This is a genomic window from Legionella quinlivanii, from assembly GCF_900461555.1.
Lineage (GTDB): Bacteria > Pseudomonadota > Gammaproteobacteria > Legionellales > Legionellaceae > Legionella_C > Legionella_C quinlivanii.
In genome coordinates, this window is the sequence record NZ_UGOX01000001.1 from 2,482,257 (window position 1) to 2,497,153 (window position 14,897).

A 14,897-nucleotide genomic window follows, 5' to 3' on the forward strand; every position below is an offset into this window, starting at 1 on the left:
GTTCCTCTTATGCGCATGGACAAGTTAACATCAAAGTTCCAAATGGCCCTTGCTGACGCACAATCTTTAGCGTTAGGAAAAGATAATGGCTTTATTGAGCCGGAACATGTTATGAAAGCCTTGCTCGATCAGCAAGGAGGCAGCTGCCGCGCTTTGCTGGCAAAGGCAGCAGTCAATCTCACTGAGTTTAAAACCTTGCTTGATCAGGCGCTCGACAAGCTGCCTAAAGTCAGCGGCACTGGCGGCGAAATTCATATATCCAATGCCCTGAACCGGCTTCTTAATCTGACTGACAAACTTTCCCAACAAAAAAAAGACAGCTATATCTCAAGCGAGATGTTCATACTGGCTGTTATCAGTGAAGACAGTCATTTAAGTAAAATCCTGAAACAGGCAGGCGCCACGACTCAGTCTATTGAAAAAGCTATCAATGAATTGCGGGGCGGAGCCGCAGTCAATGATCCTAATGCTGAAGAGCAGCGGCAGGCTTTGGAAAAATACACCATCGACTTAACTGCCAGAGCGGAGCAGGGAAAACTTGATCCCGTAATTGGCCGGGATGATGAAATTCGACGAACTATCCAGGTACTCCAGCGGCGAACCAAGAATAATCCTGTCCTTATTGGCGAGCCTGGCGTCGGTAAAACAGCCATTGTTGAAGGCCTGGCTCAGCGTATAATCAATGGTGAGGTTCCAGAAGGTTTAAAGAGTAAACGCCTCTTGTCTCTTGATATGGGCGCTTTAATTGCCGGAGCCAAATACCGTGGTGAATTTGAAGAACGTTTAAAGGCCGTTTTAAATGATCTCGCGAAGCAGGAAGGCCAAATCATTCTCTTCATAGACGAATTGCATACAATGGTTGGAGCTGGTAAAGCAGAAGGTGCTATGGATGCGGGCAATATGTTAAAACCTGCACTTGCGCGCGGCGAGCTTCATTGCATCGGTGCCACTACTCTGGACGAATACCGTCAATACATTGAAAAAGACGCCGCTCTTGAGCGCCGTTTTCAGAAAGTGCTGGTTGACGAACCGTCTGTAGAAGATACGATCGCCATACTTCGAGGTTTGAAGGAACGTTATGAAGTACATCATGGCGTTGAGATTACCGATCCGGCAATTGTTGCCGCAGCCACCCTTTCCTATCGTTATATTACGGATCGACAACTGCCCGATAAAGCTATTGACTTAATCGACGAAGCAGCCAGCCAAATCCGCATGGAAATTGATTCCAAGCCAGAAAGTCTGGATAAGCTTGAGCGTCGATTGATTCAATTGAAAATTGAACGGGAAGCCTTAAAAAAGGAACATGACGAAGCCTCCAAAAAGCGTTTACAGGATTTACAAACCAATATTGATGAGCTGGAAAGAAATTATGCCGATCTGGAAGAAGTATGGAAGTCTGAAAAAGCTTCCTTGCAGGGAGCGACACAAATCAAGGAATCTTTGGAACAGGCCAAAGTCGAGCTGGAAACGGCAAGACGCGCAGGCGATCTGACCCGAATGTCTGAGCTTCAATACGGACGAATTCCTGAACTGGAAAAACAGTTAACTAAAGTTAATGAAGCCGAAAAAACAGAAAATCGACTGGTACGCAATAAAGTCACCGAAGAGGAAATCGCCGATGTTGTCTCCAAATGGACCGGTATTCCTGTTGCAAAAATGCTTGAAGGCGAGAGAGAAAAACTTTTGCATATGGAAGACGCCCTGCACAAACGTCTGATTGGGCAGAATGAAGCCGTTGACGCGGTAGCCAATGCCATTCGCCGCTCACGCGCCGGTCTGTCAGATCCGAACCGTCCGATTGGTTCCTTCTTATTTCTTGGGCCTACCGGAGTCGGTAAGACGGAGTTATGCAAAGCACTGGCAAGCTTTCTTTTTGATACCAGCGATGCAATGGTGCGTATCGACATGTCCGAATTTATGGAAAAACATTCAGTCGCTCGTCTTATCGGCGCCCCTCCTGGTTACGTAGGCTATGAAGAAGGCGGTTATCTGACAGAAGCTATCCGACGACGCCCCTACTCGGTCATCCTGCTGGACGAAATCGAAAAGGCCCATTCAGACGTCTTCAATATCCTGTTGCAGGTCATGGACGATGGACGTTTGACCGATGGACAGGGACGAACTGTTGATTTTCGCAATGCAGTGATCGTAATGACCTCCAACCTGGGTTCTCATCTCATTCAGGATATGGCTAAAAAGCTCAGTTATGATCAGTTAAAAGCCGCGGTGATGGAAATTGTCACCCAGCATTTCCGACCTGAATTCATAAACCGTATTGATGATACGGTGGTATTCCATCCTCTGAACAAAGAGCAGATAGCAACCATCGCCGCTATTCAAATAAGTTACTTACAGCAGCGCCTGCAGCAGCAGGATATTCAGCTTTCAGTAACTCCGGATGCCCTTGCACATCTAGCGGCAGCAGGCTTTGACCCCGTGTATGGAGCCAGACCCTTAAAACGGATCATTCAACAAAAGCTTGAAAACCCGCTAGCTCAGGCCTTATTAACCGGGGAATTCAAATCAGGCGATACCATCAAGGCAAGTTGGGAAGACGACAGCTTGCAATTTCACATTGCGAATTGATTTTAAATTCTTCCCGCTCCGCGGGAAGAACTTTTGAAGGAACTGGAATCTGCCCCCCTAACTAGGCACCATACTGCTGCGCTTTTCCTCTGCATTTTTTCCTTGCAGCAGCAGCTGGTATTCTTCGGTTAAATTGTTAAAGTCCTCATTGAGGACCTTTAATCCAAGCTTTTCCCAAGGTGTATTTTTTAGTACTGGCGCATAGACCTCACCTAATTTACTCCTGAAAGTAGCAAAAATATCCAGTGCATCATGAACCGACTCAGGGTCAATTAATCCAAGCCCTGAATGAATGGCATGATGGCAGAGTTTGTAAAGAATAGATTCTTTCAAATCTTTTTTCTTCATTTGCTCTGAGCACATAATATAAACAGCCAGCAGAGAGTGGCTTAACATACCGTTTAACCGAATACGCATATGTTTTACAAGATCTAACACATTGTCAGCATCTTTTTCAAATTCAAAGCGTTCAGCACAATATTCAAATACACTCATCAATTCTCTCGGCACCAGGGTTTTAGCCCAGGCTAGCATTTCATCTCCATCGTTGAAGGGACCAGAGGAAGCTGCCTGAATTTCTAACTGCTTAAGTATTTCCGAAATTCTGGTTTCACAACTGACAAAAGAGTTTTTCATCGATAACACAAAATGAACATAAGGAATTTGCTTTTTAATGTCATGATAGGTTTTATCTTTATTAATTTTTTCTTTTGCGTTGGATATAAATCCCTCTAATTTTAAAAAATATTGCGCCTTTTGATCACGGACATGCGGCAAGGCTTGCCAGGTAAATTCAGTTGTTTCCGTTTTGTAAGCCTGATTTAAAAATTTATGATAGGCTTTTAAATATTCTTTCAAGGCATAAGGATGTTTCTTAAAATACTCAGACAGCGACCTGGAATCTGTGATTGTGTTCTTCTCTATATCCAGAATTTTTCGTAATTTTGTATATAAAACACTATTTTCGCGATCCCAGAAATACCATGAGGTATATCCCGTATTCATCCGAAAAAATCGATCGAATATTGCCCCCATTAAAATATCTCTGCACTCTGCCTCATATTCATCACGATCAACATTTTGCGCCTTAGCTCTCTCGTCAATTTCCTCAGGTTTGGGTAGTAAGGCCATAGTTTGAATGAGCAGCGTTACATATTCTTCATTGGTCTTATAGCTTTTAGCCGCAGCTTCCGCATAATCTTTTTTTAGTTTATCCAAATGCTCAAACAAATATTCATAGGTAGGCGGAGTATAGCCTCTGGCTTTTTGAACAAAATCCTTTTTTAGCGAAGCTGTTTTCTCTAACAGATGCGATAAGGGTGGCTTACGATATCCCATGAGAGCTCCTTTTTTAACAATAATTAAAAATGCCGCAATTCCAGCTAATCTTTTCTTCCTCGGGCTCCGCGCAAAGCAATGCATGAATTAAACTTTGGGTATCCAGTGGGAAAGCTTGCCAGGTAGGATTTAACTCCACTGTATTTTGATTATCATTTAGCCAGGTAAAATAATGCCGCAGTGACAGCAATGCGCGCTCATAATACTCTTTTTCCAAGTGGTGGATGTCATCCACTCCCAGGTGATTCCGCATTGCGTTAAATAAAGATTTATCCCAAATCCACTCTACCGGCGTGTCATGACGCTCCCATATAAATATATACATACCCACTAATATATCGAACTTCAGCTTATCGCTGGCGGATTTATAAAAATTAAGACTTTCCGCGACCAGCTTCAGAAGTTCTGCATCATTCAAATGTTGAATATTGATTCGATTTAAGGGTAAACAGGAGCCAAAAAATGTACCGAACAACCCAGTGTTATTGCTTCGAGTTAAATCCGCAGGGAGTTTTATTGCTTTTTTTTGCAGAACTTTAAAATCTGACATGGCATCCCTCCACAAGCATCCACTCGCAGCTAAAAATCAGCGACGTTGCTAATCCCAATCCATAGTTTCCTTGGGAACCTTTTTTTTTATAACAATCTGTTAAAGATTTTGCAATATAAATAGTCGATTAACCAGGTTTTTATAGGTGCAAAAAGCAAGCCAGCAATATTGTATGCTGGCATCCTGATTGAATAGGGGCTGAAATATCCGGCAAGATTATTCATTAGGTGCAACTACGTCACTCCCCACGGCCTTGTTGCAGACAATAATAGCAACTAACTTGTCGTCTTTGCGAACAAAGTAAAGTAATCCAGATCGAACTTTGAAACAAAGTTATGAGCTGGATTGCTTCGCTAACGCTCGCAAAGACGGTTTTGTACGCCAGCGGGTGACTGCTGTTCTAGCGACAGCATCAACCAAGTTGGGCAATAGCCGCGGTCAGTTGCTGATGGATATTGTCAAAGCCTCGATTACTCATTACCAGAATGGCATCGCCAGCCTGACAGTTGGTGGCCACTTCATTGACAATTTCGGTGCTTGTAGGAAGAATTTTGTAGCTAAAATTCCAGCTTTTAACCAAATCATCCAGATTAAAATGTTGCGGCTTTAAAATAATAACGTTGTCAGCCTCTTGTAAAGCGTCTCGAATTTTATCGCCATGTACGCCCATTTTCATGGTGTAAGAAGCAAACTCCAGCACCACAGTGATGCGCTTATGGCGCTGACTATTCTTCAAAGCATGAATGGTTTTACTGATTGCAGTCGGATGGTGGGCAAAATCGTCATAAACGGTTATGCCGTTCTGATCGGATTTTACTTCAAGCCTGCGCTTAACCGGACGAAATGATTCGAGCGCCCTTGCTGCATCCACTGGATTAACGCCAGTATGGGAACTGGCCGCAATGGCCGCCAGACCATTTTCCACATTGAAACGGCCTATCAGCGGCCAATTCACCTCGGCCACGATCTTGCCATGATGCCAGACACGAAAAGCACGTCCGGTTTCTTCCAGTAATTCAGCACGCCATTGCGCATCGCCATTCAAGGCTAATTCTTCCAGTCGAGAAAATACCCCCTGTTCTACGACAGCATTCAGCGCTGCATCATCGCGTGGCTTAAGCACAATTCCTTTGGCAGGGATTGTTTTCAAATAATAATGAAACTGTTGTTGAATAGCCTCCAGATTAGCATAAATATCGGCATGATCGAATTCAAGATTATTTAACAAGGCGATTTCGGGACGATAATGCATGAGTTTAGGCCGCTTATCAAAATAGGCGCTATCGTACTCATCCGCTTCAATAACAAACCATTTCCCTTTGCCCAGACGATTGCTGGTATTGAAATTGGGGGCGACTCCGCCAATCAGAAACCCTGGTTCCAGGCCCGCCTGATCCAGTATATGAGCCAGCATTGAAGTAGTTGTTGTTTTTCCATGAGTTCCTGCAACTGCAAGTACCCGGTATCTGCTGAGAATATGTTCTGCAAGCCACTGAGGGCCGGAAGTATAAGGTTTATCTGCGTCAAGAATCGCCTCAAGTACAGGCATACCGCGTTTAATTGCATTTCCTACGATAATGCAATCTGCCTTTAACGCCATTGATGCATCGTCATAACCCTCAACCCAGTCAATACCTTTGGCCTCCAGCAAGTCACTGATGGGCGGATAACAATTGGCGTCGCTGCCAGTAACGGTAAATCCCGCTTCCCTGGCCAGTAGTGCCAAAGCACTCATAAATGTACCGCTAATACCGAGTATATGTAGATGCATTTTCTCACCGGATAAAAGAAAGAGTTAGAAGGCTGAATGCCATTAATCCCAGGCAGGCTAGAATACCATTAACAAAGCTTAAATCCAAAGCATGGCGGTAGATATTGGCAGTCACTAAAAATTGCCAGCCGGTCAGGAAGAGTGCCGCCACTAAATAAATTAACAGCAAAAGCAGCATTAAAAGATTATTAATTTGCTCGCCAAGCATAATTTGCGAGAAGAAAATCAAGGGAAAGGCAAGTAAATGAATAATCAGATAGGTCACATAGAGTGAGCTGACAGTTTGGACAAGTCGTTCTGATTTTCCGGCTAGATATAAAAGAAATAAGGTATAGATAAAATAGGTCCCGAGAAGGATGGCTGCCGCAAGAAATGGAATCTGAAAGGCCTGCTTTTTTGGGGCCACCAAAGACCACTGAACACTAACGACAATAAAAAAAAGAAGCGACAGAATCACTAGTAAATACAATGAATACGGCGTTTGCGCCGGTGATTCTTTTAAGGTAGTTACTTTCCAATATCGCTGCAAAATATGTTTCCACATGATCATCCATTCATTCTGCGCCAGTCCTTACCCCGAAAAGTTTTAACAGCGGAGCAGATACTTAAATTATAAGCTCTGTATTAAACTATTGAGTGAACAAATCCGACTAGGCCTGTTGTTTCTTTTTTCTGAAAATTTTGTCCTGAGCGACCACCGGCTGCTTCCAGGGACCTGAAATTTTGTAAGTATAGCCGCTTATTTTCTGCATTCCCTGATTAATTATTTTACTAGCCACCCAGGTCGCTAAACCAACAACCGGCCCTCCGGCAATCGTAGCGACAATTGGCAGGCTTGCAGTGATATGCGGAGTCACCCGTAAATCAAGATTATAAAGCTGGCGGGAAATATCGAGATTTCCTTTCATGCTCGCATAAGCTATTGGACCATCAATATAACTGTCCTGAGTCGTCATCATCCCCTGGGTAATGTTGAAATTGCCTTCAAATATATCAAAGCTATATCCATCATTCGACAAATCACTAAAATCCAGTTTTAATCGTCTTGGTATGGTTTGCAAACTGAGAATGCTTAATAGTTTACCCAGCCCCAGTTTTTCTTCTGTATCCGGACTCAGATGAGTTATACGTCCGTTTTTGAGCATAATCGACATATTACCCTTGAGATTGTCAATGGAAAAATCCTGAAAACCTCCCGTCCAGTTTCCTGAAAAGCGGATAGCTCCCTCCTGTCCCTCAACCACCGGACTAATATTAAACTGTTCCAGTCCTTTGGCCAGGTCAGTAAGTTCAACATTGCTTTGAATTTCGGTTTTACTGCCATTTTGCTGAGGCGACCATAATCCCTTTGCCGTCATTCGATAAGCAGGCGACTTTAAAGTACAAGAATCGATTTTCCAACCGGAGCGTGTGGAAATCGCCTTCAGAGTCATTTTACCCAAACGCCAGTCCGCAAATCGCAAGTCATTGATATTCAATTCCATATTAGGCATATCACTAATATCAGGATTGCAGGAAGCCCCTTCAATTTTTTTATTTTGGCCTAAAACCAATCGGTCGAAACTGCCTTTAATTAAATTGAATTTGGGATCATAGTTCAGGTTGGCGTCGATTGCTTTCTGATTGATTCGGATAGCCCAGCTATCCTCTGGCGTTTTGCTCGCCTTGATACCAAGATTATCATACTCATAACTGCCCACAATTGCTTTTTTCAGGTGAACATTAATAAATGTCACTAGTCCGGCAATTCCCTTTTGATTATCTGCTTTAGTCTTGGCCAACAGATTCTGCCACTGTTGCAAATTAAACACAGGCAAAGTACCCGCAATTTGCAAGCCCTTAATCTTCGGATCAGCACGGCCATTGTCGAATAGAATGCTCCCTGTATCCAGATGAAACTCTTTTTTCTTTCCGGCAAAACTCAAACTCGCCGATAAGCGTTTGTCATAATTCATGTTCAATTTAACAGCCTTTTCAGGATTGAACTGAACATCCAGTGTTAGCGGCGCTTTACTCATCGCCGTTTTGCCGAACGGCGCAGGAAGATTAATACCAACACCCTGTAGATTTGTTTTGATTAGCAAATGATCCAAATCACTTGGATCGTCAGTAAGAGTCAGTGTGCTTTCCAGCCAAAGATCACCCTGCATCAATGAAAATAAGGCCAGATTCAATTTATTTTTAAGCAATTCAATGCTCGTCTTTCCTTTCAGTTTGACTTCGGTATAGGGTTTACCCTTGCGTACAGATTTAATTAAAATACTTACCGGGTTTTGTAAAAGCGAGGCTTTCAAATTGCTATCCAGTACGCCTTCCTGATCAAATTGCAGATTACCGCTGACGCCGCTTAACTGTAAATCCTCCAGGCTGTGATGGACTGTTACCTCATTATTATCAAAGTCCATATCGCCTAACACCAGAATCTCATCATTTTCTGGATATAGCGGCGCTTCCAATCGAAAATCGAGGCTGAGATCACCGCTCATCTGCAGCATTTTCAAGGTTGAAAGTTTCTTTTTAAGCGGAGAGGCCATAACATAAGCCAATCCTTTTCTGGAGTCCGAATTGACTTTGGCATGCAAAAGCAGAGTTTCCCGATCATGGCCGATGTCATTGACACGAAGGTTGGCCTTATCCACCATGATACCGCGTAAATTCGCATGCACCACATCGACATTAAGCGAGCGTCTGTCAATAGTCAGATAGGCCTCGACGTTGCGGGTTATAGGCCAATGCCTGGCATAATACAGGTCTACTCCCCGCAGATGACCTTTAACCAGAAATTCGCCGTTATTCTGATCAAAAGGAAACTCTGCGACGGGGCCATGAAGATGAACTTCAGCCACCATATGATCAATTTGTTTAATTCCCTGCTTCAGCCATAAATCCAGCTTCGGCTTCAGCTTGCCTGAGGGGATGTATTTCAACCATTGCTCACCCTTATTGCCCTCCAGCTCTGCTGTCAAATCCAGATTTCCCCTGGATTGATTACTTATGCCAGACCATTTGCCTTCGAGTTTAAGCAACAGATCGGGATGCTGCAGTACCATTCGTTCAATATCAATCGTTGTTTCCTGATTCTCTGTTTTCCAGTCGAGCGCCGCATTGGCCAGCAATAATTTGACCGGAGGCTTATCTTCAACGCGTATCACCGCATCTTCACTATCCAGTTCAAGACGACCTTGTCCTGGCTGCCATTGAAGGACACCGGAAAAATTATCAATACCAGGCACTGTTGCCGAATTTTGCCAGCCCAGCTTACTAAAACGAGAAAGAACCCAATCCAGTTGCCCCTGCTTTATCACCAGTTGTGTATCGCTCATAAAACCAATTGGATTATAGGAGCGGATACTGGAAAACTTTTCAGTCAGCTGATTTGACAAGCTTTCCAAAGCAGAGGCGATATTGATCTGTTTAATATAGGTCTTATAGGCGTTATTCTGCGTATCGTAGCTGATCTCAAAGGAGTTTTTTGGCCACTTAGTGCCATTTAAACGTAAAACCACCTCATTGCCCGTTAACTTCCAGCCTGACTGGGTTAATGTCCAGGCGAGGCTGGCTTTTAATTTTTGAATTGTATTTGTTTTGTCATTCAGCAGTTCCCGCCATTGAATCTGCTCTAAATTCAGTTTGGCCTGAACTGTTTGTACCTCTCCTTTTTTGATATCAATCCAGGATTTTAAATCGCCTGATCCTTTAAGTTCTTGCTGGAGATTCTGCGGCAACAAACTAGTCCACTGTTCAAATTTCCAGTCCTCTGAAGCAAAATAAATCTGGCCTTCGGTTTGCGCAAGATGATAAGGATCAATAGATAGATCAGCAATTAATCGAAAACTAGTCGGTATATCCTGTTCAAGTGCCGCTTCACCGCGGATGCGGTAGCGATCGGCTTTTCTGGAAACAACCAGATTAAAGCGTTTCACTGGAATGACGCTGCCATTTTGTAGATGAATCTGGGTTGAGAAATGCTTAATAATAATTTTTTGCTGATTAAGTATCCAGGCCAGAACTGGTGTATAGACAGCAGGATCCAGTTTGAACTCTCCATTACCCAGGTTTAAGCCTTCTATTGACCATTGATTATTGTTTTGACGGATATCCAGATTCAGATCATCGACATAGAGAACACCGGGCTGTATCTGCCAATGCCACAACGAGCCCAAAAGATTAATACCTACCAGCAGATTTTTTAAATGAATAGCACCCTCTTTGCCATCTGAAACGCTGACCTGCTTCAATTTTATAACCGGCTCAAACCAATACCATCCCGTCTCCATTGTCTGGATATGAACAGGTTCACCTACCAGGGCAGACAGATGCTTCTCGACTTCTGTTTTATACTGGGAGGCCCAGGGAGTCAGAGCTCGAAAGAGGCTGGATATCACCGCCGCAGCAATAATCATTATCGCTAAGGGTAAACGGCAGCGTTTTAATAGTTTAGTCACCAGTTTTTTTTGAATGGGTTATTGGACCCTTACTATACCATTGCTTGAGCGCGTACTCATCACTTTCTTTCTGATCCAGACGTTCTTGCTCGTTTTTTTTCTCGTCATACAGCTTTTTCAGCAACTCAAGCACTACATCCTGTTCTGCTTTAGCCTGAAGATAGTTTTTTTCAAGTTGCGAACGCTGCTTCGCAAGAGAGGCCAGATGCTGATTCATTTGCCCTAGAGCCTGATCTAGTTGCGTAATAAATTCGATACGATTTCGCATACGCCCGATTTCGCAACCGGCATTGCCCAACTGATGCAACTGTTCGACATAATCCTGACGATAAACCAGTAATTGCTCATGTTTTGTTTTGCCGGCATGAAACTGATCCCGAGCCAGCTGCCAGTTTTTTGCAGCTTCCAAAACTGTCTGCTCTCTGATTTTAAGAATTTGCAGCAGCTGATTGATAGGTGCCTGACTCATAGTTTATTTTTCCAAAATTGATGCCAACTCCCTTAGCTTTGACAAACTTTCCTCTTGACTAACACACTGATTCATATCCTGAGAAATATAGTCTCTTATCTGATCGCGGCAAAGTATGGCCTTATCCAATTGTTTGTCTGTTCCCTTTGTATATGCCCCAAGCAGGATCATATCCTTATTTTTTTCATAAATAGACAGATATTTTTTTAAAACAAGCATAGCCTTCATCTGGCTTTCCGGCACAATGTTTGGCATAACCCGGCTAATGGATGCCTCAAGATCAATTGCTGGGTATTGCCCAGCTTCCGCAAGGCTTCTGTTTAATACAATATGTCCATCCAGAATCGCACGGGCGGCATCCGCAATGGGATCCTGCTGATCATCCCCTTCCGTAAGAACAGTATAGAATGCAGTGATCGACCCTCCCCCTGTCATGGCATTTCCTGCTCGTTCGATCAATTGGGGGAGTTTGGCAAATACCGAAGGTGGATAGCCTTTGGTTGCCGGAGGTTCGCCTATCGACAATGCAATTTCCCTTTGGGCCTGTGCGAAACGAGTCAGAGAATCCATCAATAACAATACATGCTTACCCTGATCCCTATAATATTCCGCGATACTGGTAGCAACCATTGCACCATGCAGACGCATTAATGGACTTTCATCGGCCGGTGCAGCGACCACAACCGCTCGTTTTAAACCCATTTCACCAAGGTTAGTTTCAATGAATTCTTTGACCTCGCGCCCGCGCTCGCCAATTAAACCGACCACCACCAGGTCAGCAGCAGTGAAGCGGCTCATCATCCCCAGCAATACTGACTTACCGACGCCGCTGCCGGCAAACAGGCCAATTCGCTGCCCCCGCCCAATGGTTAACAAGCCGTTAATTGCCCGAATTCCCACATCCAGCACTGTATCAATGTTCGCTCTTTTTAAAGGATTAACGGGAGAACTAATGAGGGGATAATTCTCAATAATTTCAAGCTTTTCCCCGCCATCAATCGCTTCTCCGGCCCCATTGAGAACTCGGCCCAACAGCTGGGCTCCTACTCTTACCTCAGCAATCCGCCCGGTGGGCGTTATGAGCATGCCAGGCGCAATTCCCTGAGTATGACTAATCGACATCAGATAGGAAGCATCATCATCAAAACCGACAATTTCTGCCTCAACGCGCTCTGAAGCAGACAATTTGACCCAGCATAATGCTCCGACAGGCTGTTGAAATCCGCGGGCTTCAAGAGTTAAACCTACCGCGCGGCTTATTCTGCCGCGTCGAAGCAAACCGCTTGCAGAGCGTTTTCTTAATCGTTTTAAAAGCGGAACCAGACGGGATTCATAATGAATCATAGAAATCATCCAGGGAATTATCATCGCTTGAAGGAATGCTCATTTCAAGACTGAACTGCTCAGAAAATAATTGTGCAAATCGCGCTTTAAGCCGCCCATCAAGCTCAGTGTAGGCACCCTTTAAATAGAAATCCCCGCGCATCAGATTAGCGTCTTCTTGTAAAATATCGGTGATTACTGCTACTTTCTGTTTATCCAGATGATTTCTCAGCCATTCGACGTCCAAAGGATGCATGGCCAGCTGCTTATTTCCTTTAACAGAAGGCAATTCCTTCTTAATCTCTTCAACCAGACACAAGACCTTCTCAGGATTACAGCTCAACTCAAGTCCGATGCAGGATTCACAAATCCAGAAAATGGTTTGGACAATTTCGTCACAGACTTCCTTGTCCAGCAAACGGATAGGGTTTTGAAAAAAGTCAATCCATTCCAGTAATCGGGATTTAAGCGACTCTATTTCAGAAAGAGCATTTGCCATGCCTTCCTTATATCCCGCCAAGCGGGCCTCTTCCCGCAGACGCTGACATTCCGCCTCAAAAATTGCCTGTGTATCCACCGGCGATGGCGGCGACTCGGATACAGGCGCTTTTAAATCCCAGGGGCAAAATTCATTTTGACTGGCCTTTTCATGGAATGGTTCAAACTCTTTTTCCATTCGCTGTCATCCCTAACTCCAGCAGACATGCAGGCTAGTATCACAAAAATAACCTTTGAAAACAAATTAATTTTTAGTGATATAGCAAAACTGGGCCCACTGCCATTAAGTTAAGAAATTCTACAATTGCATGTAATGATATGGACCCATTCTCCTATCAAACGGCTTCGTAATGAGCCAAGATTAAGTTGATATCCACGAGATATCTTAATCAACAAGGAGACGGGTCCATGAAAGAGATTACCCTATTAGGAATAGATTTGGCAAAGAATGTTTTTCAATTGAAAGGATTAGATAAACATCATAAAGAGATATTTAAGAAGAGATTGAGTCGAAGCAAACTGGAGTCATTTGTGCGAGGCTTGCCAAGTTGTACGATCATGATGGAATCGTGTGGAGGCTCAAATCACTGGGGCAGAGTGTTTGGCACGATGGGTCACGAAGTAAAATTAATAAGCCCGCAACATGTCACGCCCTATGTAGGGAATCATAAGAATGATGACAAGGATACCGATGGGATATTGGAGTGCGGAACAAGACCCCGCACCAAGTTTGTCACTGTAAAAACGCTAGAGCAACAAGATATGCAAAGCATATTACGTATTCGAGAACGATTAGTAGGTAATCGAGTAAGTTTGAGTAATCAGATAAGAGGCTTACTACTGGAGTACGGCATAGTAATACCCCAGGGTTTTTCTCATTTGAAGAAACATATTAGCCAACTTCTTGATGCAAATAGCAACGAGCTGAGTGAAGAATTAAAAGAAGGGATTAGCGATTGTTATGAAGAGTTTAAAGAGTTGAGTAAACGCATAGCCTATTATGATAGGAAAATAGAGACTATCAGCAATAAGCATGAGTATTGTCGCTTACTTCGCACGATACCTGGAGTTGGTCCGATAAGCGCCCTGGCACTTTATGCGGCAGTTGGTAATGGAAGCCAATTTAAAAATGGGCGGATGATGGCTGCGCATATAGGATTAGTCCCCAAGCAATCGTCCAGTGGGGAAAAACATCGGCTTTTAGGTATTATCAAAAAAGGCCATGCTGATTTAAAGAAACTACTTATTCATGGAGCCAGAGCGGTTGTTTATCATGCAGGTAAAAAAACAGATTGGCGAAGCGAATGGATCACTGCTCTATCTTCCAAGAAGCATACGAATGTGGTGACTACTGCTGTAGCGAATAGAACAGCTCGAATTGCATGGGCGGTATTGCAATCATGTAAACCGTATCAGGCAAAAAATGATGAATTAGTAGAAGGTAGCGCGTGTTACCCACAGCCTTATCATGCTCTCCGCAAGAATGAGGGGCTCCTAGCATGATAAAACTATGGATAACACGCGCGCTGATTAGAAATAGAAAGAGTACGTAGTACCAAGCAAGGCGATTAATCGACTATGTAAACAGGTAAGAACCGGCTTTCTCAAAACCTGACCAACCTGCCGACTATAAAAAGTCGTTTTGTAGATAGGAGAGAAAGCGCTGATTTTCATAGAGGCCAGAGTCAATAGACTCATTAACAGGTCGAATATATAGATGCAATCTTACTTCTATTTATTTGTTGATTATAATTTTGCTTGTAAAAACGAATGGGTCCATATATAGGTTGGGCCTTGGCCCAACATTGATTTCTGGAGGGGTTCAACCCCTTTGCATTGGGGACCAAGGGCCCACCTACAATAGTTCTTAACTTAATACAGTAATGAATCATTTCTGATCTTTATCGAACCACT

10 protein-coding genes are annotated in these 14,897 nt (G+C 43.6%); 2 read left to right on the plus strand and 8 right to left on the minus strand.

The window, feature by feature from the left end:
- Positions 1–9: 9 nt before the first annotated feature.
- On the plus strand, positions 10–2,589 hold the full coding sequence (gene clpB, locus DYH61_RS10585; protein ID WP_058508079.1) for an ATP-dependent chaperone ClpB: 2,580 nt from the start codon (positions 10–12) through the stop codon (positions 2,587–2,589).
- Between the two features lie 57 nt (positions 2,590–2,646).
- Here the strand turns inward: clpB and DYH61_RS10590 are convergent, their stop codons facing one another.
- From DYH61_RS10590 to DYH61_RS10625, 8 genes are all read right to left on the minus strand, one after another.
- Positions 2,647–3,927 carry a hypothetical protein gene (locus tag DYH61_RS10590; protein ID WP_058508080.1) on the minus strand — a complete coding sequence of 427 codons (1,281 nt, stop codon included), beginning with the start codon at positions 3,925–3,927 and terminating at the stop codon, positions 2,647–2,649.
- A gap of 13 nt (positions 3,928–3,940) precedes the next feature.
- Positions 3,941–4,477: a hypothetical protein gene (locus tag DYH61_RS10595; RefSeq protein ID WP_058508081.1), complete on the minus strand. Its 537-nt coding sequence runs from the start codon at positions 4,475–4,477 to the stop codon at positions 3,941–3,943.
- A gap of 412 nt (positions 4,478–4,889) precedes the next feature.
- On the minus strand, positions 4,890–6,248 hold the full coding sequence (gene mpl, locus DYH61_RS10600; RefSeq protein ID WP_058508082.1) for a UDP-N-acetylmuramate:L-alanyl-gamma-D-glutamyl-meso-diaminopimelate ligase: 1,359 nt from the start codon (positions 6,246–6,248) through the stop codon (positions 4,890–4,892).
- A 4-nt stretch (positions 6,249–6,252) separates the two neighbouring features.
- Positions 6,253–6,792: a hypothetical protein gene (locus DYH61_RS10605; RefSeq protein ID WP_058508083.1), complete on the minus strand. Its 540-nt coding sequence runs from the start codon at positions 6,790–6,792 to the stop codon at positions 6,253–6,255.
- Positions 6,793–6,898: 106 nt separating this feature from the next.
- Positions 6,899–10,693 carry a YhdP family protein gene (locus DYH61_RS10610; RefSeq protein WP_058508084.1) on the minus strand — a complete coding sequence of 1,265 codons (3,795 nt, stop codon included), beginning with the start codon at positions 10,691–10,693 and terminating at the stop codon, positions 6,899–6,901.
- Positions 10,686–11,162 (minus strand): flagellar export protein FliJ, encoded by a 477-nt coding sequence (locus DYH61_RS10615; protein ID WP_058508085.1) that lies wholly within the window; start codon positions 11,160–11,162, stop codon positions 10,686–10,688. Before DYH61_RS10615 ends, DYH61_RS10610 begins: the two co-directional genes overlap by 8 nt.
- A 3-nt stretch (positions 11,163–11,165) precedes the next feature.
- Positions 11,166–12,506 carry a flagellar protein export ATPase FliI gene (gene fliI, locus DYH61_RS10620; RefSeq protein WP_058508086.1) on the minus strand — a complete coding sequence of 447 codons (1,341 nt, stop codon included), beginning with the start codon at positions 12,504–12,506 and terminating at the stop codon, positions 11,166–11,168.
- Positions 12,493–13,161 carry a flagellar assembly protein FliH gene (locus DYH61_RS10625; protein ID WP_058508087.1) on the minus strand — a complete coding sequence of 223 codons (669 nt, stop codon included), beginning with the start codon at positions 13,159–13,161 and terminating at the stop codon, positions 12,493–12,495. Before DYH61_RS10625 ends, fliI begins: the two co-directional genes overlap by 14 nt.
- Before the next feature lie 230 nt (positions 13,162–13,391).
- Between DYH61_RS10625 and DYH61_RS10630 the strand changes: the two genes are divergently transcribed.
- Positions 13,392–14,486, plus strand: a complete 1,095-nt coding sequence (locus DYH61_RS10630) for an IS110 family RNA-guided transposase (RefSeq protein WP_115343311.1) — start codon at positions 13,392–13,394, stop codon at positions 14,484–14,486.
- Positions 14,487–14,897 lie beyond the last annotated feature (411 nt).

Coding starts and splice junctions, on each gene's coding strand:
- clpB (WP_058508079.1), top strand. CDS start 10: ATGCGCATGGACAAGTTAACATCAAAGTTCCAAATGGCCCTTGCTGAC.
- DYH61_RS10625 (WP_058508087.1), bottom strand. CDS start 13,161: ATGGAAAAAGAGTTTGAACCATTCCATGAAAAGGCCAGTCAAAATGAA.
- DYH61_RS10605 (WP_058508083.1), bottom strand. CDS start 6,792: ATGTGGAAACATATTTTGCAGCGATATTGGAAAGTAACTACCTTAAAA.
- DYH61_RS10595 (WP_058508081.1), bottom strand. CDS start 4,477: ATGTCAGATTTTAAAGTTCTGCAAAAAAAAGCAATAAAACTCCCTGCG.
- DYH61_RS10630 (WP_115343311.1), top strand. CDS start 13,392: ATGAAAGAGATTACCCTATTAGGAATAGATTTGGCAAAGAATGTTTTT.
- DYH61_RS10590 (WP_058508080.1), bottom strand. CDS start 3,927: ATGGGATATCGTAAGCCACCCTTATCGCATCTGTTAGAGAAAACAGCT.
- DYH61_RS10615 (WP_058508085.1), bottom strand. CDS start 11,162: ATGAGTCAGGCACCTATCAATCAGCTGCTGCAAATTCTTAAAATCAGA.
- mpl (WP_058508082.1), bottom strand. CDS start 6,248: ATGCATCTACATATACTCGGTATTAGCGGTACATTTATGAGTGCTTTG.
- fliI (WP_058508086.1), bottom strand. CDS start 12,506: ATGATTCATTATGAATCCCGTCTGGTTCCGCTTTTAAAACGATTAAGA.